Origin of the sequence: Pseudomonas sp. A2, assembly GCF_023100865.1 — a bacterium.
Lineage (GTDB): Bacteria > Pseudomonadota > Gammaproteobacteria > Pseudomonadales > Pseudomonadaceae > Aquipseudomonas > Aquipseudomonas asiatica.
Window position 1 is genome coordinate 2,652,947 of the sequence record NZ_CP039127.1, and the last position, 23,259, is coordinate 2,676,205.

Consider the following 23,259-nt stretch of genomic DNA (forward strand, 5'->3'; position numbering starts at 1 on the left):
TTGCCTTGCCGGCCTCTTCGCAGCACAAGGCTGCTCCTACAGGGCAATGAGGTAGCCTTGGAAAATGAGCAGGGACAGATCAACGCCGCAGGTAATCACCGAAATCGATATCACCGGCACTGAGGATGGCCTGCACCCGGTTGTGCACGTTGAGCTTGCGCAGGATCGCCGAAACGTGGGCCTTGACCGTGGTCTCGGCGATATCCAGGGTGTAGGCGATCTGTTTGTTCGACTCGCCCTTGGTCATACGCTCGAGCACCAGCAGCTGCTTGCGGGTCAGGGCCTGGAGCATCTCCGGCGGGAAGCTCGGGGCATCGTTCAGGCGCCGGCTGGTGCTGCTTTTCTGGGCTCGGATGATGTCGGGCGGCAGGTAAACATTGCCGTTGAGGATCTGCTCGATCGCTTCGATCATTTGTGAACGTGGCGAGGACTTGGTGATGAAGCCCACCGCGCCATAAGTGATGGCCTGCAGCACGATCTGCTTTTCCTGCTCGGCCGAGACGATCACCACCGGCGTCGTCGGTGCCTCGTTGCGCAGGGTGATCAGGCCATTGAGGCCATGCATGCCGGGCATGTTCAGGTCGAGCAGGATCAGGTCGAGGTCGTCATGTTCGTGGGTCAGCGCCAGGGCGCTGTCCAGGTCGGCAGTTTCCATGACTTCGCTGCCCTGGAAGCCATCGCTGATAACGTTGTGGATGGCTTCGCGAAACAGGGGGTGATCGTCGGCAATCAGAATTTTGTACATGGCCTTTTCACCTCGTTTTTATTGGATGGAGCGGGCACGCGTTTGCAGGCGATGAATTCAGGGGAAGGGTTCCGGCTGCGCTGGCTGCAGCGGCAGGTTGGCCTGTTGCCAGGCGTCCAGGCCATCGCGGTACCAATACAGATACTTATAGCCCAGGGCTTTCGCGCGTTTTACCGCGTTCCAGCTTAACCAGCAATCGGAGCGACAGTAAAAGACCAGCGGTTGCTCCGTGCGCCCGGCGGTGGCTAGTTGCAGGTTACGCACGAAGTAATCGTGCCACGCCGGGCTCAGCTCGCCGTCGCCGGTGTTGGCCAGCCAGCGGCTGCCGGGGATGTTGGCGTGGGGTTCATCTTCGATGAAGCGGCCTTGCAGCCATTGGCGGCGATACACGTCGATCAGCACCGGCTTGGGGGTGTGCCCCAGCAGGCCTTGCAGCATGGCGGTGTCGATGACCTGGCCGCCCTCGACCTGCTGTGGGGTCGGGCTGCGGTAGAGGGTGGTGCGGTAGCCGTCGACAGAGAATAGCGGCGTGGTATCGGCCTGGGCAGCGCCTAGCGTCAGGCTCAGGGAAAGCGCCGCCAGCAATGGGCGTGGCAGCCGGGGCAGGGCACGTGGCATGGGGGTTGTCCTTTTTGTTATAGGCCCATTACATGCCAGTGGCGGTGCATTGTGAATGCGACGATCAGACAGCAAAGGCAGTACCAAAGTAGTAGAAAGCCGGGCGCCTCTGGCCTGATCCTGCCCAATATCTGAATGCATGCGCGATCCCTGTGGGAGCGGGTTTACCCGCGAACACCGGCGAAGCCGGTGCCATGCACCGCGTCGCCTTCTTCGCGGGTGAACCCGCTCCCACACGGACCGTGTTCCTTCAACGGGTTCGGCGAAGGGGCCGGAGGGAGACAGCTGCCAATCAGCGCGGCTTGCGCAGCGCCGCATGCTGGGGGTTGAAGGTGAGGATCGCCAGTAGGGTGAACAGCACGGTCAGCCCCAGGCATACCGCCAGCGCCAGCGGGTTGAAGCGCTCATACAAGGCAAAACGCACCAGCTCCACGGCATGGGTGAACGGGTTCACTGCACACAGCCAGTACAGCCACTGGCTGGCCTCGCGCATCTTCCACAACGGGTAAAGCGCCGAGGACAGGAAGAACAGCGGGAATATCACGAAGTTCATCACCCCGGCAAAGTTCTCCAGCTGACGAATCGCATTCGATAGCAACAGGCCCAGGGCGCTGAGCATCAGCGCCACCAGCAACAACGCCGGCAGCGCCAGCAACAGGCCCGCAGCCGGTGGCTGCACGCCATACAACCAGGCGATGGCAAGGAAGGCGTACACCTGCAGCAGGGAGATCAACGAGGTCGCCAGCAGCTTGCTGCCGAGCAGGAAGGGCCGCGGCAACGGGCTGGTCAGCAACACTCGCATGCTGCCCATCTCCCGGTCATAGACCATCGACAGCGAGCCCTGCATGCCGTTGAACAGCAGGATCATGCAGGCAAGGCCCGGAATGATGTACACCTCGTAGGGGATGTAGGTGTCGTAGGGCTCGATGATCGCAATGCCCAGGGCCGCGCGAAAGCCGGCGGCGAACACCAGCAGCCACAGCAGCGGGCGCACCAGGGCGCTGAGAAAACGGGTGCGTTGCAGGACGAAACGCAGGCATTCGCGCAGGAGAATGCCGTTGAAGCACTGCCAGTAAGCGTTCATCGGGCATTGGCTCCTGTGGGGGCGCTGGTCAGGCGGGCAAAGGCATGGTCGAGGTCACCGCCGTGCTCCAGGCTCAGGGCATCGGCCGTGCCGCTGGCCACCAGGCGCCCTTGATGCAGGATCAGCAGGTCATCGCTGGGCTGCACTTCGTCCAGCAGATGGGTGGTCCACAGCACACTGAGGCGCTGCTCGCGGCACAGCAGCCGCAGGTGCTGGTTGAGCGCCAGGCGGCTGGCCGGGTCGAGGCCGACGCTGGCCTCGTCGAGCAACAGCAAACGCGGCTCATGCAGCAGCGCGCGGGCAATCTCCACCCGGCGCCGATGGCCGATGTTCAGCGCCCGGACCGGTTCGCGCCGCCGCTCATCGAGGCCCTGGCGGGCCAACTCGGCATCGACCCGAACATTGCCCTGGCGCCGCGACAGGCCGTGCAGCGAGGCGTGGTAGCGCAGGTTCTGCTCCACGCTCAGGTCCAGGTCGAGGGTGCTTTGCTGGAACACCACGCCCAGCTGGCGCAAGGCCGGGCGTGTGGCGTTGCGCAGCGAGCAGCCGCACACGCGGATGTCGCCATGCTGCAGGTCGTACAAGCGGGTGAGCAGGGCGATCAAGGTCGACTTGCCGGCGCCATTGGGGCCCAGCAAGGCGGCAAAGCGCCCGGGCGCCAGGCTGAAGCCGACTTGCCTGAGCGCCTCGCGCTGGCCGTAGGCAAAGCTCACGTCACTGACTTCGAGGGTATTCATGGCGTCACCACCACGCCCCAGGGGTAGCGGCCGACCTTCACCGACTTGAGCACCTTGAGGTTTTTTGCATCGATCACCGAAACGTCGCCACTGACCCCGTTGGTGGCCAGCAACTGGCTCTGGTCCGGAGTGAACGCCAATTGCCAGACCCGCCGGCCCACCAGCAGGTAGTCGAGTACTTCGTAGGTCTTGGCATCGACCACCGCCACATGGTTGGCCGGGCCCAGGGCGACGAACGCGTACTTGCCATCGGCGCTGAGCTTGATGCCTACCGGCTGGACCTTGTCCGGGTGCACGCCCTTGATCTGGAAGTTCAGGGTTTTCAGCACCTGGCGGCTGGCCACGTCGAGGATGGTCACCGTGCCGCCGATTTCTGCCGAGGCCCACAGCCGCGAGCCGTCCTGGCTGAACTCGACGAAGCGCGGCCGCTGGTCCACCGGGGTGCTTTCCGCCAGCGTCTGGGTGCTGGTGTCGATCCAGTGCAGCATGTTGGTGGTTTCGCTGGTGTTGACTGCCCATTTGCCATCCGGGCTCACCGCCATGCCTTCGGGCTCGATGCCGACGTCGATCTGCCCGAGCACCTTGTCGGTCTGGGTATCGATTACCGTCACCAGCGCGTCGTCCTCGTTGGACACATACAACCAGCGGTCGTTGGGGTGCAGGGCGAACTGCTCGGGGTCCTTGCCGGAGGGCAGTTCCTTGATGATCTTGCGGGTGGCCACATCCATCACTTGCACCCGGTCCGAATCGCTGGCGCAGATGTACAGCAGCGTGTTGTCGTGGGACAGCAGCAGGCCGCGCGGGCGCTGGCCCACTGGCAGGGTCTCGGTGACTTGCAGGGTCTGCATGTCGATCAGGCTGATGCTGTTGTCCTTCTCGTTCGATACCCAGGCGGTGGCGGCCACGACGTGCCCGCTGGCAAGGGCCAGGGCGCCCGACAGCAGGCTGGGGTAAAGCAGTGCCCGGTGAAAAGGGAAGCGACGCATGGCGAAATCCTTTTTTGTTGTGGTTATCGGGTCAGGGGTAGCCGCAGGTCACTTCGGGCCTGTCGTAGCCCAGGCTGTCCATTTCGTTGAACGGGTGCAGGAAGCCCTCCTGCGGCGAGGTACTGACCAGGGCCCGCGGCTGCACCAGCGGGATCGGCTGGCGCAGCTCGCCGTTCCACGGGCGGTAGCTGAGCTTGCGGCCCTTGAAGCCGTCCAGCGGCAACTGCTCGCTGAGCAGCAGTTGCTGCAGGGCGCGGGGCTCGGCCTGGCGCAGTTTGCTCACTGCGCTGGCGACGCTGCGCACGGCCATCCAGGCGGCGAAGTCGCGGTCGTTCATCCAGCGCCGGGCCTGGGCTTCGAAGCGCTTTTGCAACTGCGCCGCGCCGAAGGTTTCAACGGTCTTGTGCCAGCCGGTGGGGGTCAGGCCCTGGGTGCCGGCTACCGGCCGCGGATACCAGGTCTGGTAAGGCAGGTACTCGCCGAAGTCGCCGCGTTCGTCAGCCACCAGCACCACGTCGTACTCGGCGGTTTGGGTGAACAGCGGCATGTCGGCCTGGGCGCTGCGGCGCTGGTCGTTGGCGAATGTCCAGGCTTTCTCCGCGACCAGCTGCATGCCGAAGCGCTTCATGGCGCGGCGCAGGGCCGCCGCATAGGCCCGGTCATCGTCGGTCTGGCCGACGACCAACAGCGCCCGTTGCCATTTGCGCATTACCAGGAACTGCGCCAGGGCATCGGCCAGCATGGCGCGGCTGGGCAGGCTGTGCAGCACATTGCCCAGGCACTGGCTGCTGCGCAGGCTGTCGTCCGGGCTGCCGGCGTTGAACAGCAGGCTGTCGGGCAGGGCGGCAGATAGCGCGCGCAGGCTGGCGGCGGGGGCATTTACCACGAACAGCCGCAGGCCCTGGTCATGCTGGGCCTTGGCAGCCTGCAGCAGGGCTTCGGGGCTTTCGACCGTGGCATTGGCCAGATGGAATTCCTGTTTGAGAAAACGCCCGCTGCTGTTGCTGTCGACAATCGCCAGTTCGGCGCCCTGCAGCCCGGCATCGGTGGGTTCGGGAATGATGTTGGACAGCAGCGGGCCGGGATCGGGGCGATAGCCGAGATAGCCGATGCGCACTTGCAACGGTTCCCCGCCCGGGGCCTGCGCGGCGGGTGCCGGGCTTGCAGAAAGCGTCGCGGCCAGGGCCAGCAGGCAGGTCATGGCAAGGTGGGCAGGCAGGCGCATAAGGCAACTCCACGGCAGATGGCGCCAGCATAGGAAGCGCGCCGGGAGGGGGGAATATGCAGAAAGTAGCGCTCGCCCGGTACCAAGGTAGTAATTCACCACATGGGCGCGGGTTTTACGATGGCCGCAGCAACCCCGAGGAGAACTGCCCATGCGCCTTGTCAACCTTTCGGCCCTGTGGCGGATCAACCTCTGGGTCACTTGTTGCTTCGCGATGTTGACGCTGGCCTGTGCCGTGGTGCTGTTGCGCCAGGCGGTGGCTGACGTGGAGCGGGAGTTGCAGTCGGCGCAAGCCGTGGTGGCATACCTCGGCGATACTGCCGAGCGCGACCCGCAGAGCCTGCAACCACGGCTGACGCAAAGCCTGCGCCATGTGCGGGTGCACTGGCTGGCGGCGGATGAACCTGCGCGGCTGCCGCAAGCAACCGGCCTGGATGCCTGGTTGGGCCGCCAACTGCTTGGGCAGCGCCACGACAGCAGCCGGCTGCTGGAGCTGGGGGATGGTCGCCGGGTAATGATCGCCGTGGATGCACGGGATGAAATCGACGAGGTGCGTGACTCGCTGCAGCAGTTGTTGGTCCTGTGCGGCCTGGCGTTGCTGCTGAGCTTGTTGACCATCCGTTGGGCGGTGCGGCGGGGCATGGGCTTGCTGGACGATCTGCTGCAGGCCTTGCGCCAGGTCTCGGGTGGGCAATTGACCGCACGCCTGCGCGAGGCCGGCCTGCCGGAGGCGCGCCAATTGGCGGAGCACTTCAACCGCATGACCGCGTCTCTGGAGCAGGCCCGCTGCGACAATACCCAACTTACCCAGGCCCTGCTGGCGGTGCAGGAGCAGGAACGCACCCAGTTGGCGCAGACCCTGCACGACGACCTCGGGCAATACCTGGCGGGTATTCGGGCCCAGCTCTGCCTGCTGCGCATGGTCGCCGACCAGCCAACCGCGGTGGCGCAGACGACACGCACCCTGGAGCTCGATTGTGAACGCCTGCAGCAAGGTTTCCGCGCCCTGGTACATGACCTGTACCCGCTGGCGTTGCAGCACATGCCGCTGGCCGAAGCCTTCGGCCTGCTGGTGAGCCAATGGCAGGCCAGCCAGGGTATCGATTGCCGCCTGCGGGTAGGCGAGCATTTGCCGGCACTACCCGGGCCGAGTCGCACGCATTTGTATCGTTTGCTGCAGGAGGCGTTGACCAACGTCGCCCGTCACGCCGGCGCAAGCCAGGTGCGGGTGCGCCTGCAACGCAGCGCCAAGGGCTTGCGCCTGCTGGTTCGCGACAACGGTTGCGGTGCCAGCCAGCCCCAGCGCCCCGGGGTAGGCCTGCACTCGATGGCCGAGCGCGCCCGCAGCCTGGGCGGTGAACTGCGCATCCTCAGCCGACCGGGTGCCGGCTGGGCGCTGGCCCTGAACATTCCCATGGAGGTGTGATGAATATCGTGTTGGTCGATGACCACGCCGTGGTCCGCCAGGGCTATGCCAGCCTGCTGCGAGCGGTGCTGCCGAAGGTACAGGTGCGTGAGGCTGCCAGTGGCGAAGAGGCGCTGGCGCGGGTTCAGGAACAGGTGCCCAACCTGGTGATCATGGACTTTGGCCTGCCAGGCATCAGCGGCCTGGAAACCACCCGGCGCCTGCGTCAGCGCCTGCCGCAATTGCGGGTGCTGTTCTTCAGCATGCATGACGAACTGCCGCTGGTGCGCCAGGCGCTGGATGCTGGTGCCTCGGGATATTTGACCAAGAACTCGGCACCCGAAGTGCTGATCGAGGCGGTGCAGCGGGTGTTGGCCGGGCATGCCTATATCGAACAGCCCTTGGCCACCCAGCTGGCCTGCACGTCACAGCAGAATGCCAGCGACCCGCGCCTGCAGCGCATGACCCAGCGTGAGCTGGAAATTTTCGTGATGCTGGCCAAGGGCACCCCGGTGCGAGGGATTGCCGAGCAGTTGTGCATCAGTGCCAAGACCGTGTCCAACCACCTGACCTTGCTCAAGAGCAAGTTGCAGGTCAGCTCCCATGCGGAGCTGGTGCATCTGGGGATTGATCTGGGGGTGGTGCGGGTGGCGGGGTGAGGTGTTCTGCTATCTGGACGCTGCGCAGAGCCCTGTAGGAGCGGCCTTGTGTCGCGATGGGCCGCAAAGCGGCCCCCAGGGGCTTCAGCGTCAACGCAGCAATCGTCGGGGCTGCTTTGCAGCCCATCGCGACACAAGGCCGCTCCTACAGGGGGCCTGCGCAAGGCAGGATATCGGGCTCAATTGTCCCAGGTCTCGGGGCACCCCTTGCACCCCTCCATGTTGGCCTCTTGAAAATTCCCGTAATGCTGCCGCGCCCCGCGCAAGTCGGCGCGGGCCAGGTTGCTCTGGCCAAACTTGGCCTCCTGCAGGTTGGCATCGCCAAGGTCGGCCCCTTGCAGATCAGCCTTGCTCAGCCAGGCCATTTCCAGGTCCGCCGCGTGCAGGTTGGCCTGCTGCATCTTCGCCCCTGACAACCTTGCGAACTGCAGGTAGGCCGCGCTGAGGTCGGCCTTGGCAAATTGCGCACCCTGGGCAAACAGGCCCCAGCCCTGAATGGCCACGAGCCGGCCATGGCTCAGGTCGGCCAGGCGCAGGTTGCTCTGCTGCAGGCTGGCGCGGGTCAGGTTGGCGCCTTGCAGGTTGGCCTTTTCCAGGTTGGCCAGGTCCAGCCGGGCATGGCGCAGGTCCGCATCGCGCAGGTCGGCGCCGGCCAGGTTCATCTTGCGCAGGTCCTGGTTGGCCAGGTTGGCGCCCCGCAGGTCGGCCCCCGGGCACTGGCTGGCTTCGGCAATCACGCAGCCGTTGATGGTCAGGGGGGTATCGTTGCCAGCGTCGTCGGCATTCTCGGCCATGGCAGGGGCCAGCACGATCAGCAAGGCAAGTGGCAGGTAGTTCATGGCGATAGGCTCTCAATGTGAAGTCGAGCATTCATCCCGGGCCGCATTGCGGCCCATCACCTGTAGGAGCAGCCTTGTGCTGCGAAGAGGCCAGCAAGGCAACAGATCTGCTTTGGCTGTAATGGCCTCTTCGCAGCACAAGGCTGCTCCTACAAGCAATAGGCTGCACCGCAGGTCACCTCATGCAGTCAACGCTGTGCAGTTTTGTTGTCCCAGCTTGGGATCTTGAACACCCAGAACGAACCGCCCTGGGCCACCGGTTTGGTCAGTTCGGCCATGTCACCGCCCCACAGCGGTACCGCGCCGCCGTAGCCCACGGTCACGCCGATGTACTGCTCGCCGTCCTGTTCCCAGGTGATCGGCGGCGAGACGATGCCGCTGCCGGTCTGGAACTTCCACAGCTCCTTGCCCGTCTTGGCGTCGAAGGCCTTGAAGAAGCCGTCGCCGGTGCCGGTGAACACCAGGTTGCCCTTGGTCGCCAGCACGCCGGCCCACAGCGGCAGGTGCTCCTTGTGCTCCCAAACCAGCTTGCCGGTGGTCGGGTCCATGGCGCGCAGGGTGCCGACGTGGTCGTCGTACATGCGCTTGATGCGGAAGCCCATGCCCAGGTAGGCCGAGCCCTTCTTGTAGTTCACTTCCTCGGTCCAGTACTCCTCCTTCCACTGGTTGCCGGGGATGTAGAACAGGCCGGTGTCCTGGCTATAGGCCATGGGGTTCCAGTTCTTGCCGCCAAGGAAGGGTGGCGAGACCTCCACCGGCTTGCCCTTGGTTTCTCCCGGCAGCGGTTTGGCCGGGCGCTGCCCAGGGTTTTCCACCGGGCGCCCGGTCTTGAGGTCGATGTGGCTGGCCCAGGTGATGTTGTCGACGAAGGGGAAAGCGTTCTGCAGTTTGCCGTTGCTGCGGTCCACCACGTAGAAGAAGCCGTTGCGGTCGGCGTGGCCGGTGGCCTTGACCAGCTTGCCGTCCTTGCCCTTGTAGTCGAACAGCACCAGCTCGTTGTTGCCGGAGAAATCCCAGGCATCGTTGGGCGTGTGTTGGTAGAACCACTTCACTTCACCGGTGCTCGGGTCGACGCCGACCTGCCCTGAGGTATACAGGCTGTCGAAGTCATGCGGGTTGCCGTCCTTCGAGGTGCGCGCCCAGGTGTTCCAGGGGCCAGGGTTGCCGGCGCCGACAATGATGGTGTTGGTCTCGGGGTCGAAGCTGGCGCTTTGCCAAGGCGCGCCGCCGCCGTGGCTCCAGGCTTCGACCTTGCCGGTTTCGGTAGTGGGGTCGTCCGGCCAGGACGGCGCCTTGACGTCACCGGTCGGCGTGCTGTCCTTGCCGTTCAGGCGGCCCATGTGGCCCTCGACGAAGGGCCGCATCCACACCTCTTCACCGGTGTCCGGGTCGCGGGCGAACAGTTGGCCGACCACGCCGAATTCATCGCCGGAGCTGCCGTGGATCAGCAGTACCTTGCCGCTGGTCTTGTCCTTGATCAGCACCGGGGCACCGGTCATGGTGTAGCCGGCGGCGTGGTCGCCGAACTTCTTGTTCCACACCACTTTGCCGGTGCGCTTGTCGAGGGCGATGACCCGCGCGTCGAGGGTGCCGAAGTAGATCTTGTCGCCGTAGATCGCCGCGCCACGGTTGACCACGTCGCAGCAGGGGCGAATGTTGTCCGGCAGGCGGTGGTTGTAGGTCCACAGGCGCTTGCCGGTTTTCGCATCGAGGGCGAACACCCGCGAATAGGAGCCGGTAACGTAGACCACGCCGTCGCTGACGATGGCCTGGGATTCCTGGCCGCGCTGCTTCTCGTCGCCGAAGGAATAGGACCAGGCCGGAGTCAGCTTGAACACGTTCTGGTCATTGACCTGGGCCAGCGGGCTCCAGCGCTGGGCGTTGGTACCCATGCCGTACTGCAGCACATCCTGGGTGGTCAGGTGGTCGTTGGCGATGTCTTCCCACGTCACGTTCTTGCTGGCAGGTGCCGCAGGGGTGGTGGCTGCCGTGGCCACGCTGCCCAGGGCCAGGCTACCGGCCAGCAGCAAGGCCCGCACGCTCAGGGCCAGAGGGGAAAGGGCGGGTAGCGTTCTTGTTGTCATGGTTGCAGTTCCCAGTGGAGGTTTTGGCCTGCACAGGGTGGGACGGGGCGGGCCTTGCGGGATACGGAAAAAATCCCGCCCTTGCCGGGAATAGTTCCCACGGGGCACCTCATTTGGCCCTTCGCCACAAGCCCTACTACCAAGGGAGTAAGGCGCGGCCACCAAAGCAGCATTCGGCCGCCTGCGGGCTGTTTCTAAGATGGCGACACGGCCTCTGTGGTTGAGGCCTTGCGTGCAATCGTGAGGGCATAAAAATGACAACAAAACGCAACGTCTTGCTGGCTGCCGGGCTGCTTGCCAGTGCAGTGCTGACCGGCACTGCCTGGGCACATGGCAATGTGGTGCCCCAGGCCGTGGAAACCAAGGGCCTGACCCCGATCAAGGACGCTGGCGTAACCCTGGACGGCGATGGCTGGGCAGCGGTCAACCCGTACCGCAGCTCTCCCGAGCACGACAAGGCCGTGGAGATCGGTGCCTCGGCCTACAACCAGAACTGCGCCGCCTGCCATGGCCTGGAGGCCAAGTCGGGGGGCATCGCCCCGGATCTGCGCATGCTCGATGCCGGCGAGGCCGGGGATGAGTGGTTCGTCGAGCGGGTACGCCACGGTGCGGTCCGCGACGGCCGGGTGTACATGCCGAAAATGGCCGACTACCTGAGCCAGGAGGCCCTGTGGGCGGTGCGCACCTACCTGGACAGCGTGCACGTCGAGGAATGACGGCCATGCGTCTGTTGGCGGTGCTGTTCAGTGGCTTGCTGCTGTGCTGCGCGGCGGCGCAGGCGCAGGTGCGCAACTACGACGCGATCATCGCCGCCGGCGAATTGAAGGTGGCTGTGTACAAGGACTTTGCGCCCTACAGTTTCGAGGACCACGGCCAGCCGCGAGGTGTCGACGTGGAGCTGGCGCAGGCCCTGGCCACGGCGTTGGGGGTGCGCTTGCAGCTGATCTGGGCGCCACCCGGGGAAAAGCTCGACGACGATCTGCGCGACTACATCTGGCGCGGCAGCCCGTTGCGCCACCAGCAACTGGCCGACCTGATGATGCGGGTGCCATACGACCATGCCTATGCGCAGCGACGCAACGAGGTAGGCGAGCTGGAAAACGCCCAGGTGGTCATGTTCGGCCCTTATCAGGAGGAGCGCTGGCAGGTCGCCTATGATCGCCGCCGCCTGCCCTCGGTGGCCAGTGTCGCGGTGTTCCAGCAGCACCCGATCGGGGTCGAGGTGGACAGCGTACCGTCGTTCTACCTGACTTCTGTGTTCAACGGCATGCTCAGTGCCAGGACCCATCACTACCCCAATGTGCAGCAAGCTTTCGGCGCCATGCAGGCCGGCCAGGTGGACGCGGTGATGGCGATGCGCGGCGAAGTTGACTGGCAACTGCATCAAGCCGCCGACCCGCAGCTGGCCCTGGCGGAAAACGCCTACCCGAACCTTGGCAAGCAGGCCTGGGAGATCGGCATGGCGGTGCATGAAAGCAACCGGCAGCTGGCCTATGCGGTGGAGGAAGCGCTTGAGACGCTGATTCGTGATGGGCGGATGAAGGCGATTTATGCCAGTTATGGCCTGCGTTACCAGGTGCCGGAGATGTATCAGTAACAGGCTTCGCAGGCTTGTGAGTTTGTAAAAGCAACACATCCCCCTGTGGGAGCGGGTTCATCCGCGAAGAATGCGACGCGGTATATGGCACCGGCTTCGCCGGTGTTCGCGGGTGAACCCGCTCCCACAAGGACCGTGCACTGTCAGCCAGGTTTGCGTTGATCAAAAGGAGTGGGCGATGAACTGGCGAGCGACTTTCCTGCTGGCCTGCTGGATGCCCTGGGCCGCACAGGCCCAGGCCAGCGAGCCGAGTAACCACAAGGACCCGGTGCCGTCGGTGATGTGGGACTTCTACCACAAGCAGCTGCTGGGCCAGGCCGCATTCGTGTTCGATGATCGGGTCAAGCTGCTGGCGCCGCCGTTTGCCGAGGACGCCCGCCAGGTGCCGTTGGAGATCGACGCCCGGGCGTTCAGCGGCGAAGTGGTGCGGATCATCGCCTGGGCCGAACTCAACCCGCTGCCGCGTATCGTCGACTTCCAGCCTGGCGAGCGCGTGCTGCCCTGGTTGTCGATCCGCATCCGCGTCGAACAGGCCACACCGCTGCGTGCCGCGGTGCTGACCCGCGACGGCCTGTGGCATGTCGGCTCGACCCTGATCGATGCTGCCGGCGGCGGTTGTACCGCGCCCAGCGTGGTACGCACTCAGCCCGGCTGGGAGGAACACCTCGGTGAAGTCCTGGGCGGGCGCTACCCGCGCGGCGACAGCAGCCGCTTGCGCCTGCAGGTGGCCCACCCGATGGACAACGGCCTGGTCAGCGGCATTCCCGAATTCTTCCTCAACCATGCCGAGTTGCAAGGCGCGGACGGCCAGCGCCTGGCCAGCCTGGAACTGTATCCGGCGGTCAGCGAAAACCCCAACCTGGGCTTCGACATCCAAGGCCCCGGGCCGACCCGGCTGGTGTTGCAGGACAACAGCGGCAACCAGTTCGAGGCGGCAGTACCCTGAACGCGTTGCCCGACTCCATCCCTGACCAGAGGCGCCCGTCATGCGTTGCATTCTGCTGTTGCTGCTGTGCCTGGGCCTGCCGGCCTGGGCAGACCTGGACTATCGGCTCAAGCCCCGGCAGATCGCCGAGGGCACCTGGCTGCTGGAGGGCAGCACCGACAATTTCGCCAAGGATAACGGCGGCAATATCGTCAACACCGCGTTCATCGTCACCGACAGCGGGGTGGTGGTGGTCGACAGCGGGCCGTCGAAACGCTACGGCGAAGCCTTGCGCCAGGCCATTGCCGCCACCACCGACAAGCCGGTAGTCGAAGTGCTGCTGACCCATCATCACCCCGACCATGTGCTGGGCAACCAGGCCTTTGCCGATGTGCCCATCGGCGCCCTGGCCGGTACCGGCGAGCTGTTGCGCCAGCAGGGGGAGGCCATGGCCGAGAACATGTACCGCCTGGTTGGCGACTGGATGCGCGGTACCGAGGTGGTGCTGCCGACCCGCGTGCTGGAGCAAGGTATTCACGAGGTGGGTGGGCACCGCCTGCGGCTGCTGGCGCTGGGCGGGCACACCGGTGCCGACCTGGCGATTCTGGATGAAAGCACCGGTGTGCTGTTCGCCGGCGACCTGGTGTTCTACGAGCGCGCATTGACCACGCCCAACAGCCCGGGGCTGGAGGTGTGGCTGAAGGACCTGGACACCTTGCAAGCGCTGCCCTGGAAGCAGCTGGTGCCTGGTCATGGCCCGCTGGCCACCGATGCCCGGCCGTTTGCCCAGATGCGTGATTACCTGGGCTGGCTGGACGGGTTGATGCGTGACGGCGCGGCGCGTGGTGATGACATGGCCGAGATGATCCGCCGCCCCATACCCGAGCGGTTTGCCGGTATCAGCCTGACCCGTTACGAGCTGATTCGCAGTGTCAGCCACCTGTACCCCCGCTACGAGCGTCAGCAACTGCGGCGTGTCGACGCCAAGCCCCCAAGATGAGGGTGTAACACAGCCCCCTGTGGGGCCGCGCAAGTTCACTGCTACCAAGGAACTAGAAAACTCAGCACTGCGGGCAATTGTTGGCAAGCAGGTCGGGACCAAGAATTCCCGACACACCGGGAAGTTTTCCCGGATACAACAAAAAAACCAAAGGTAGCCGTCATGACCCGATCCACACGTCGTCCCGTGTTCGCCTTGAGCCTGGTGCTCAGCGCCATGCTGCTTGCCGGTGCAGCCCACGCCGCTGTCAGCAATGAAGAAATTCTCCAGGACCCGAAGAACCCGCAGCAGATCGTGACCAATGGCCTGGGCGTGCAGGGCCAGCGTTACAGCCCGCTGAACCTGCTCAATACCGACAACATCAAGGACCTGCGGCCGGTCTGGGCGTTTTCCTTCGGTGGTGAGAAGCAGCGCGGCCAGCAGGCCCAGCCGCTGGTCAAGGACGGGGTGATGTACCTCACCGGCTCCTACTCACGGGTGTTCGCCGTGGACGCCCGTACCGGCAAGAAACTGTGGCAATACGATGCGCGCCTGCCCGATGACATCCGCCCGTGCTGCGACGTGATCAACCGCGGCGTGGCGCTGTACGGCAACCTGGTGTTCTTCGGCACCCTCGATGCCAAGCTGGTGGCGCTGAACAAGGACACCGGCAAGGTGGTATGGAGCAAAAAAGTGGCCGACCACAAGGAAGGCTACTCCATCAGCGCCGCGCCGATGATCGTCAACGGCAAGCTGATCACCGGCGTCGCCGGCGGCGAGTTTGGCGTGGTGGGCAAGATCCAGGCCTACAACCCGGAAAACGGCGAGCTGCTGTGGATGCGCCCGACCGTGGAAGGGCACATGGGCTACGTGTACAAGGACGGCAAGGCGATCGAAAACGGCATTTCCGGCGGCGAGGCGGGCAAGACCTGGCCCGGCGACCTGTGGAAGACCGGTGGTGCGGCGCCTTGGCTGGGCGGCTACTACGACCCGGAAACCAACCTGATCCTGTTCGGCACCGGCAACCCGGCGCCGTGGAACTCGCACCTGCGCCCGGGCGACAACCTGTATTCCTCGTCGCGCCTGGCCCTGAACCCCGACGATGGCACCATCAAGTGGCACTTCCAGAGCACGCCGCATGACGGCTGGGACTTCGACGGCGTCAACGAGCTGATCTCGTTCAACTACAAGGATGGCGGCAAGGAGGTCAAGGCCGCCGCTACCGCTGACCGCAACGGCTTCTTCTACGTGCTGGACCGCACCAACGGCAAGTTCATCCGCGGCTTCCCCTTCGTCGACAAGATCACCTGGGCCACCGGCCTGGACAAGGACGGCCGGCCAATCTACAACGAGGCCAGCCGGCCGGGGGCGCCGGGTAGCGAGGCCAAGGGCAGCTCGGTGTTCGTCGCCCCGGCGTTCCTCGGGGCCAAGAACTGGATGCCGATGGCCTATAACAAGGACACCGGGCTGTTCTATGTGCCGTCCAACGAGTGGGGCATGGACATCTGGAACGAAGGCATCGCCTACAAGAAGGGCGCGGCGTTCCTCGGTGCCGGCTTCACCATCAAGCCGCTCAACGAAGACTACATTGGCGTGTTGCGCGCCATCGACCCGGTCAGCGGCAAGGAAGTGTGGCGCCACAAGAACTATGCGCCGCTGTGGGGCGGGGTGCTGACCACCAAGGGCAACCTGGTGTTCACCGGCACGCCGGAAGGCTTCCTGCAGGCCTTCAACGCCAAGACCGGCGACAAGGTCTGGGAGTTCCAGACCGGTTCCGGCGTGCTCGGTTCGCCAGTGACCTGGGAAATGGACGGCGAGCAGTACGTTTCGGTGGTTTCCGGTTGGGGCGGCGCGGTGCCGCTGTGGGGCGGTGAAGTGGCCAAGCGGGTCAAGGACTTCAACCAGGGCGGCATGCTCTGGACCTTCAAGCTGCCCAAGCAACTGCAAACGGCAAGCGCCAGTCGCTAAGCCTGCAACCTGCCGCTTGCTGCCAGGGACCCTGTGGCAAGCGGCCCTACTACCAAATGACGAGAGCCCCGCTGCCAACGATGCATTCGCCCGGCAGGCGGGGCTTTTTACCATCGGCTCATCGCCTGTCGCCGGACAGGCATCGACCCACAGAGGCTCAGCATGATCTACGCACAACCCGGAACCCCAGGCGCCGTCGTGTCCTTCAAACCACGCTACGGCAACTTCATCAACGGTGAATTCGTGCCGCCGCTGGGCGGCCAGTACTTCACCAATAGCTCGCCGGTCAATGGCCAGCCGATTGCCGAGTTCCCGCGCTCCGGCGCCCAGGACATCGAGCAGGCCCTGGACGCTGCGCATGCCGCTGCCGAGGCCTGGGGCAAGACCTCGGTGCAGGACCGCGCCCTGATACTGCTGAAGATCGCCGACCGCATCGAACAGAATCTCGAAGTACTGGCCGTTACCGAGAGCTGGGACAACGGCAAGGCCGTGCGCGAAACCCTCAACGCCGACGTGCCGCTGGCGGCGGACCACTTCCGCTACTTCGCCGGCTGCATCCGTGCCCAGGAAGGCGGCGCCGCCGAAATCAACGAGGGCACCGTGGCCTACCACATCCACGAGCCATTGGGCGTGGTCGGGCAGATCATTCCATGGAACTTCCCGCTGCTGATGGCCGCCTGGAAACTCGCCCCGGCGCTGGCCGCCGGCAACTGCGTGGTGCTCAAACCGGCGGAGCAGACGCCGCTGTCGATCACCATTTTCGCCGAGCTGATCGCCGACCTGCTGCCGGCAGGCGTGCTGAACATCGTCCAGGGCTTTGGTCGCGAAGCCGGTGAGGCACTGGCCACCAGCAAGCGCATCGCCAAGATCGCCTTCACCGGTTCCACCCCGGTGGGCTCGCACATCATGAAGTGCGCGGCCGAGAACATCATCCCGTCCACCGTCGAACTGGGCGGCAAGTCGCCGAACATCTTCTTCGAAGACATCATGCAGGCCGAGCCCGCGTTCATCGAAAAGGCAGCCGAAGGCCTGGTGCTGGCGTTCTTCAACCAGGGTGAAGTGTGCACCTGCCCGTCGCGGGCGCTGATCCAGGAATCGATCTACGAGCCGTTCATGGCCGAGGTGATGAAGAAGATCGCCAAGATCACCCGTGGCAACCCGCTGGACACCGCGACCATGGTCGGCGCCCAGGCCTCGGAGCAGCAATACGACAAGATTCTTTCCTACTTGCAGATTGCCCGGGAGGAGGGCGCGCAGCTGCTCACCGGTGGCGCTGCCGAGCGGCTCGACGGCGACCTGGCCAGCGGTTACTACATCCAGCCGACCCTGCTCAAGGGCAACAACAAGATGCGCGTGTTCCAGGAGGAGATCTTCGGCCCGGTGGTGGGCGTGACCACCTTCAAGGACGAAGCCGAAGCGCTGGCGATCGCCAACGACAGCGAGTTTGGCCTGGGCGCGGGGCTGTGGACCCGTGACATCAACCGTGCCTACCGCATGGGCCGCGGGATCAAGGCCGGGCGCGTGTGGACCAACTGCTACCACCTGTACCCGGCGCATGCCGCGTTCGGTGGTTACAAGAAGTCCGGGGTGGGCCGCGAAACGCACAAGATGATGCTCGATCACTACCAGCAGACCAAGAACCTGCTGGTGAGCTACGACATCAACCCGCTGGGCTTCTTCTAATGCCTGAGCTGGCCTCGGGGGCTGCCTTGCAGCCCATCGCTGGCAAGCCAGCTCCCACAGGTACTGCACAAGGTTCAAGGCCCATGCAGTACCTGTGGGAGCTGGCTTGCCGGCGATGAGGCCAGCACAGCAACACATTACTCCTCGGCTTGTCGCTGCCTTCCTACCAACGCACCCCGCAAACCTGTCCCAAAGTAGCATTCGGCCCCGTCGCCCCTCGTGCATTAATGCCTCTACCGGAATCGCCCGGCACCAAGAAGAGGAATGCCCCATGTGGACTAAACCCGCCTTTACCGACCTGCGCATCGGCTTCGAAGTGACGATGTACTTCGCCAATCGTTGATGCCTGTCCGGCCATCAGCGTGATGGCCGGTTCTTCATTGAGCATGCCCGTTGTGAACCTGATCGATCGCGAACAAGCCCTGGCCTTGCGCAAGGGCTTCCGCCTGCGCTGGGAGCCCTGCCGGGCCTGCCATGTGCTGCTGTACCCGGAGGGCACCATCGAACTCAACGCCAGTGCCGGCTGGGTGCTCGAGTTGCTGGACGGCCGGCGCAGCGTGGCGGCGGTCATCGACCGCCTTGCACAGCGCTTCCCCGGGGTGCCGGGGCTGGACGAGGACATCCTGGCGTTCCTGGAGGTGGCCCGTGCCAAGTACTGGATCGAATGAGCCGTGGCCAGGCTTTGGTCTGGTTGCTTTCGCTGCGGGATGCTTTACGCTGGCGGTTACCTTCCAGAACAATAAGAACAGGCTTCCCGATGAGCCAGAGTTTCAGCCCGCTTCGCAAGTTCGTTTCGCCCGAGATCATCTTTGGTGCCGGCTGCCGGCATAATGTCGCCAATTACGCCAAGACCTTCGGTGCGCGCAAGGTGCTGGTGGTCAGCGACCCCGGTGTGATTGCCGCCGGTTGGGTGGCGGACGTGGAGGCCAGCCTGCAGGCCCAGGGCATCGACTACTGCCTGTACAGCGCCGTATCGCCCAACCCGCGTGTGGAAGAGGTGATGCTTGGCGCCGAGATCTACCGGCAAAACCACTGTGATGTGATCGTCGCGGTCGGCGGCGGCAGCCCGATGGATTGCGGCAAGGCCATCGGCATCGTGGTCGCCCACGGGCGCAGCATCCTCGAATTCGAAGGCGTGGACATGATCCGCGTGCCCAGCCCGCCGCTGATCCTGATCCCGACCACGGCCGGCACCTCGGCGGACGTGTCGCAGTTCGTGATCATTTCCAACCAGCAGGAGCGCATGAAGTTCTCCATCGTCAGCAAGGCGGTGGTGCCGGACGTGTCGCTGATCGACCCGCAAACCACCCTGAGCATGGACCCGTTCCTGTCGGCCTGCACCGGTATCGATGCGCTGGTGCATGCCATCGAAGCCTTCGTTTCCACCGGCCACGGTCCGCTGACCGACCCCCATGCGCTGGAGGCCATGCGCCTGATCAACGGCAACCTGGTGGAGATGATCGCCAACCCCACCGATATCGCCCTGCGCGAGAAGATCATGCTGGGCAGCATGCAGGCGGGGCTGGCGTTTTCCAATGCGATCCTGGGTGCGGTCCACGCCATGTCGCACAGCCTGGGCGGGTTTCTCGACCTGCCGCATGGCCTGTGCAATGCGGTGCTGGTGGAGCACGTGGTGGCGTTCAACTACAGCTCGGCACCGGAGCGTTTCAAGGTGATTGCCGAAGTGCTGGGTATCGACTGCCGCGGCCTCAACCACCGGCAGATCTGCGCACGCCTGGTGGAGCACCTGATCGCGCTCAAGCGTGCCATCGGCTTCCATGAAACCCTGGGCCTGCACGGCGTGCGCACGGCCGATATCCCGTTCCTGTCGCAACATGCGATGGATGACCCGTGCATCCTCACCAACCCGCGTGCGTCGAGCCAACGTGATGTCGAGGTGGTCTATGGCGAGGCCCTCTGACGAGCAGCAACGGGCGCTGGCCGGGCTGCTGGGGCTGGGCGACCACTCGGCGCGCAAGAGCCATTACCCGGAGCTGGCGGCGCGCCTGGACGAACTGGAGGCCGAACGCAACCGCTACAAATGGTTGTTCGAAAACGCCGTGCACGGGATTTTCCAGGCCAGCCTGCAAGACGGCATGCGTGCCGCCAACCCGGCGTTGGCACGCATGCTCGGTTACGACAACCCGCAAGCGTTGCTGTTTCCGCTGACGGACCTTGCCGCCAACCTGTTTGTCGGCGGGGCTGAAGAACTGCACGCCATCACCGCGACCCTCGCCCGTGAACGCAGCCTGCACGGTTATGAAACCCGCTTGCGGCGCAAGGACGGCAGCCACCTCGATGTGTTGATGAACCTGTTGCTCAAGCCAGGTCAGGAAGGGCTGGTGGAAGGGTTTGTCGCCGACATCACCGAACGCAAGCTGGCCCAGCAGCGCCTGCAGCAACTGAATGACGAGCTCGAGCAACGGGTGGCTGCCCGTACCGATGAGCTGCTGGAGGCCAACCGCAACCTGCAACAGCAGATCGCCGAGCGCAAACAGATCGCCCGCGCCCTGCGCGATGCCCGCGACGCCGCGGAAACCGCCAACCGCAGCAAGGACAAGTACCTCGCTGCCGCCAGCCATGACCTGCTGCAACCGCTGAATGCCGCGCGGCTGCTGATCTCGACGTTGCGCGAAAGACCGCTGCCAGAAGCGGAAAAAGTGCTGGTGGAGCGTACCCATCAGGCGCTGGAGGGCGCTGAAGACCTGCTGACCGACCTGCTGGACATTTCCCGGCTCGACCAGGCGGCGGTCAAGCCGGACGTAGCGCTGTACCGCCTCGACGAGCTGTTCGGGCCACTGGTCTCGGAGTTCCGCACGGTGGCCGATGCGGCAGGCCTGAAGTTGCGTGCGCGCATTGCCGACTACGCCATCAGCACCGACCTGCGGCTGATGACGCGTATCCTGCGCAACTTTCTCAGCAACGCTTGCCGTTATACCGATGAGGGCAGGATTCTGCTGGGCGCCAGGCGCCGCGGCGATCACTTGCGCCTGGAGGTGTGGGATACCGGGCGGGGCATCGCGGCCGATCGGCTGCAGGCCATTTTCCTCGAGTTCAACCAACTTGACGTAGGCCGTGCCGCCGATCGCAAGGGTGTGGGCCTGGGGCTGGCCATCGTCGAGCGGATCGCCAAGATTCTCGGCTATCGCGTCGAGGTGCGTTCATGGCCGGGGCGTGGCTCGATGTTCAGCATCGACGTGCCGATCGGCGAAGCCATGCCGTTGCCTATCCACCAGGCCGCGCCGCAGCCGGGCGCCGGCAACCCGTTGCCAGGCCGCCGCCTGCTGGTACTGGACAACGAAGTGAGCATCCTCGAGAGCATGGGCGCGCTGCTCGGGCAGTGGGGCTGCGAAGTGGTTACCGCGACCGACCAGGCCGGGGCCTTGCTGGCCTTGCAGGGGCGGGCACCGGAATTGATCCTGGCGGACTTTCACCTGGACCACGGTGTTGTCGGCTGCGAGGTGGTCAGGCATTTGCGTGAACATTTCGGCGCCGCCATTCCTGCGGTGATCATCACTGCCGACCGCAGCGATCAGTGCCGACGCTCCTTGAACAAGCTCGGTGCGCCGTTGCTGAACAAGCCCGTCAAGCCGGGGAAGTTGCGTGCGGTGTTGAGCCAGTTGCTGGGCTGAAGTCTCAACCCCATGGCCTTGCGCGTACCTCTGTAGGAGCAGCCTTGTGCTGCGAAGAGGCCCGTACTGATTATGCATATCTGTTGCTTGTACCGGCCTCTTCGCAGCACAAGGCTGCTCCTACAGGGGGGGCCGCGCAGTGCCAGGTGGCTGTTCCTGAAATGGGACTCTGTATGGCCTTTCAATACAAGCGACTGGACAAGAATAACGCCGCTTTACTGCTGGTGGATCACAAGTCAGTTGTGTGCCGCCGGTGCCTTTGCCTCCAGCAGGGCGGTACCGAGCGTTTGGTGATAGTGCCCGGGGCCAAGCAGGCGCAAGATTCCGGCCTTTTCGAGCTTGCCAAGCACCTTGCCGTTGGCTTCGCACAGTTTCACAACGATCTGGCGTTCATGCAGTTGCTGGATCACTTCCTCCAGGGTCTGCAGCCCGGTGATATCCATGAAGGGCACCCGCTTCAGGCAAATTACCAGCAGTTCAGGGTCGGTATGCGTTTGTGACAGGGCGCGCTCGAAGGTTTCAGCGGCGCCAAAGAACAGCGGGCCTTCGATGGTGTACACCAGCACGCCGGGGGGCAGCGATTTCTGGCCGTTGCTGTGCAGTTGATTGGCCAGTTCCTCTTCGACCACCTGCTGGACTTCAACGGACGATGCCATGCGGCGCATGAACTGAAGCATGGCGAGGATGACGCCGATATTCACGGCGATTACCAGGTCGCTGAACACCGTCAAGGTGAAGGTGACGAGCAGGATGGCGATGTCGGCTCTCGGTGCGCGCTGCAGCATGCGCTTGAAATGCTTCAGCTCGCTCATGTTGTAGGCGACGACGAACAGGATCGCTGCCAGTGCGCAGAGTGGAATGTTCGACGCCAGTGGCGCCAGGAACAGGATGATCAGTACCAGTGTCAGCGCATGGATGATGCCGGCCAACGGCCCGGTAGCACCATTGCGGATGTTGGTTGCTGTCCGGGCAATGGCACCTGTGGCGGCAAAGCCACCGAACAGCGGCACTACCAGGTTGGCGATCCCTTGGCCGATCAGTTCCTGGTTCGAGTCGTGCCTGGTCCCTGCCATGCCGTCGGCGACGACAGCCGAGAGCAATGATTCGATGGCCCCCAGCATGGCGATCGCAAACGCTGGCCCGATCAGTTCGATCACCCGCGCCAGGGAGACTTCGGGCCAGGTCAGTGACGGCAAACCTTGTGGGATCGCGCCGAAGGCGGTGCCGATGGTAGCCACACCGTCAAAATGAAACAGGGATTGGACCAGCGTCGCGAACACCATGGCTACCAGTGGCCCGGGCAGGCGTTTCAGCACGGGCAGCCTTGGGGCCAGGATCAGCAAAGCAAGGCTGCATGTCGCGAGCAGCGTCGTGGCAATGTGGAGGTCCGGCAGGGCTAGCAACAGATGCCACAGTTTTTCGTGGAAGTGCCCACCTTCGATTTCGGGCAGGCCGAAGAAGTCACGCCATTGCCCAACCCAGATGATGATGCCGATGCCGGCGGTGAAACCTACGATCACCGGGTCGGGAATGAACTTGATGACTGCACCCAGGCGGGTAATGCCAAGCACCAGCAGTATGGCGCCAGCCATCATCGTGGCCAGTTGAAGGCCTTCCACTCCGTACTTCGCCGTCACCCCTGCGAGGATCACGATGAAGGCCCCGGTCGGTCCGGCGATCTGCAATCGACTGCCGCCCAGCAAGGAAACCAGCAGCCCGCCTATGATTGCCGTGTAGATGCCTTGCTCCGGCTTGACCCCGGAAGCGATGGCGAAGGCCATGGCGAGGGGCAGCGCAACAACCCCGACGATGAGGCCGGAGACAAGGTTGCGCATCCAGTGTTCACGCTTGAACAGGCCGGCGTTCCAGGCTTCGCGAACCGCGATCATTGCAGGCTCCTTGATAAGGTGCATGCACATAGTATTTAGCATGCCATGGGCCTGTTGTGCCCCTGAGCGAACTGATCGAGCTGAACGAGGCGGAGCAGGGCAGGCGCGGCATCTGCACCCTCAAGCGTTCATATTCGTGAACAGTGCACAATATTGATTTGTTCGCGGCGCTATTTTTCTTGCACCCGCAATTCCCAAGAATTC

At 64.3% G+C, this 23,259-nt stretch carries 21 protein-coding genes; 12 read left to right on the plus strand and 9 right to left on the minus strand.

The annotated features are described in order from the left end of the window. Positions 1–79: 79 nt before the first annotated feature. From E5221_RS12285 to E5221_RS12310, 6 genes are all read right to left on the minus strand, one after another. Complete coding sequence (locus E5221_RS12285) at positions 80–745, minus strand: response regulator transcription factor (protein ID WP_013972165.1); 666 nt, start codon at positions 743–745, stop codon at positions 80–82. A 57-nt stretch (positions 746–802) separates the two neighbouring features. Then, the gene (locus E5221_RS12290) at positions 803–1,363 is read right to left on the minus strand and encodes a PQQ-dependent catabolism-associated CXXCW motif protein (protein ID WP_247847556.1); all 561 of its coding nucleotides are present in this window, start codon (positions 1,361–1,363) and stop codon (positions 803–805) included. Between the two features lie 292 nt (positions 1,364–1,655). Beyond that, positions 1,656–2,447: an ABC transporter permease gene (locus E5221_RS12295; RefSeq protein WP_013972167.1), complete on the minus strand. Its 792-nt coding sequence runs from the start codon at positions 2,445–2,447 to the stop codon at positions 1,656–1,658. Next, positions 2,444–3,184: an ABC transporter ATP-binding protein gene (locus E5221_RS12300; RefSeq protein ID WP_013972168.1), complete on the minus strand. Its 741-nt coding sequence runs from the start codon at positions 3,182–3,184 to the stop codon at positions 2,444–2,446. Before E5221_RS12300 ends, E5221_RS12295 begins: the two co-directional genes overlap by 4 nt. Next, positions 3,181–4,170: a YVTN family beta-propeller repeat protein gene (locus tag E5221_RS12305; protein WP_061550776.1), complete on the minus strand. Its 990-nt coding sequence runs from the start codon at positions 4,168–4,170 to the stop codon at positions 3,181–3,183. Before E5221_RS12305 ends, E5221_RS12300 begins: the two co-directional genes overlap by 4 nt. A 31-nt stretch (positions 4,171–4,201) precedes the next feature. Beyond that, a complete protein-coding gene (locus tag E5221_RS12310) occupies positions 4,202–5,395 on the minus strand; it encodes an ABC transporter substrate-binding protein (protein WP_247847557.1) in 1,194 nt (397 codons plus the stop codon). Positions 5,396–5,546: 151 nt separating this feature from the next. On the opposite strand from E5221_RS12310, the gene E5221_RS12315 reads away from it, so the two are divergent. Continuing rightward, the gene (locus E5221_RS12315; protein ID WP_015270048.1) at positions 5,547–6,821 is read left to right on the plus strand and encodes a histidine kinase; all 1,275 of its coding nucleotides are present in this window, start codon (positions 5,547–5,549) and stop codon (positions 6,819–6,821) included. Beyond that, entirely contained in the window at positions 6,821–7,459 is a 639-nt protein-coding gene (locus E5221_RS12320) for a response regulator transcription factor (protein ID WP_003257635.1), read from the plus strand. The genes E5221_RS12315 and E5221_RS12320 overlap by 1 nt, the downstream gene beginning before the upstream one ends. A gap of 179 nt (positions 7,460–7,638) precedes the next feature. On the opposite strand, the gene E5221_RS12325 is transcribed toward E5221_RS12320, so the two are convergent. Both E5221_RS12325 and exaA read right to left on the minus strand, forming a co-directional pair. Then, complete coding sequence (locus E5221_RS12325; protein WP_247847558.1) at positions 7,639–8,298, minus strand: pentapeptide repeat-containing protein; 660 nt, start codon at positions 8,296–8,298, stop codon at positions 7,639–7,641. A 188-nt stretch (positions 8,299–8,486) separates the two neighbouring features. Continuing rightward, on the minus strand, positions 8,487–10,382 hold the full coding sequence (gene exaA / locus E5221_RS12330; protein ID WP_123084380.1) for a quinoprotein ethanol dehydrogenase: 1,896 nt from the start codon (positions 10,380–10,382) through the stop codon (positions 8,487–8,489). Positions 10,383–10,636: 254 nt separating this feature from the next. On the opposite strand from exaA, the gene pedF reads away from it, so the two are divergent. The 10 genes from pedF to E5221_RS12380 all read left to right on the plus strand — a co-directional run bounded on the left by pedF (position 10,637) and on the right by E5221_RS12380 (position 21,166). Further along, positions 10,637–11,098, plus strand: coding sequence for a cytochrome c-550 PedF (gene pedF / locus E5221_RS12335; RefSeq protein WP_013972175.1), 462 nt, complete (start codon positions 10,637–10,639; stop codon positions 11,096–11,098). 5 nt (positions 11,099–11,103) lie between these two features. Further along, the gene (locus tag E5221_RS12340; RefSeq protein ID WP_015270051.1) at positions 11,104–11,979 is read left to right on the plus strand and encodes a transporter substrate-binding domain-containing protein; all 876 of its coding nucleotides are present in this window, start codon (positions 11,104–11,106) and stop codon (positions 11,977–11,979) included. A 178-nt stretch (positions 11,980–12,157) separates the two neighbouring features. Beyond that, entirely contained in the window at positions 12,158–12,925 is a 768-nt protein-coding gene (locus tag E5221_RS12345) for a quinoprotein dehydrogenase-associated SoxYZ-like carrier (protein ID WP_085719687.1), read from the plus strand. Positions 12,926–12,965: 40 nt separating this feature from the next. Then, entirely contained in the window at positions 12,966–13,904 is a 939-nt protein-coding gene (locus E5221_RS12350; protein ID WP_247847559.1) for a quinoprotein relay system zinc metallohydrolase 1, read from the plus strand. Between the two features lie 162 nt (positions 13,905–14,066). After that, entirely contained in the window at positions 14,067–15,851 is a 1,785-nt protein-coding gene (gene pedH / locus E5221_RS12355) for a PQQ-dependent alcohol dehydrogenase PedH (RefSeq protein ID WP_182328725.1), read from the plus strand. A 162-nt stretch (positions 15,852–16,013) separates the two neighbouring features. After that, entirely contained in the window at positions 16,014–17,534 is a 1,521-nt protein-coding gene (locus E5221_RS12360) for an aldehyde dehydrogenase family protein (RefSeq protein ID WP_247847560.1), read from the plus strand. Between the two features lie 271 nt (positions 17,535–17,805). After that, positions 17,806–17,877 (plus strand): pyrroloquinoline quinone precursor peptide PqqA, encoded by a 72-nt coding sequence (pqqA, locus tag E5221_RS12365; RefSeq protein ID WP_003253598.1) that lies wholly within the window; start codon positions 17,806–17,808, stop codon positions 17,875–17,877. Between the two features lie 52 nt (positions 17,878–17,929). Continuing rightward, positions 17,930–18,202: a pyrroloquinoline quinone biosynthesis peptide chaperone PqqD gene (pqqD, locus tag E5221_RS12370; protein ID WP_003257646.1), complete on the plus strand. Its 273-nt coding sequence runs from the start codon at positions 17,930–17,932 to the stop codon at positions 18,200–18,202. An 89-nt stretch (positions 18,203–18,291) separates the two neighbouring features. After that, positions 18,292–19,455: an alcohol dehydrogenase-like regulatory protein ErcA gene (gene ercA, locus E5221_RS12375; RefSeq protein WP_013972181.1), complete on the plus strand. Its 1,164-nt coding sequence runs from the start codon at positions 18,292–18,294 to the stop codon at positions 19,453–19,455. After that, positions 19,439–21,166, plus strand: a complete 1,728-nt coding sequence (locus E5221_RS12380; RefSeq protein ID WP_015270056.1) for a NahK/ErcS family hybrid sensor histidine kinase/response regulator — start codon at positions 19,439–19,441, stop codon at positions 21,164–21,166. The genes ercA and E5221_RS12380 overlap by 17 nt, the downstream gene beginning before the upstream one ends. A 236-nt stretch (positions 21,167–21,402) precedes the next feature. Here the strand turns inward: E5221_RS12380 and E5221_RS12385 are convergent, their stop codons facing one another. After that, complete coding sequence (locus tag E5221_RS12385) at positions 21,403–23,055, minus strand: SulP family inorganic anion transporter (RefSeq protein ID WP_039613269.1); 1,653 nt, start codon at positions 23,053–23,055, stop codon at positions 21,403–21,405. Positions 23,056–23,259 lie beyond the last annotated feature (204 nt).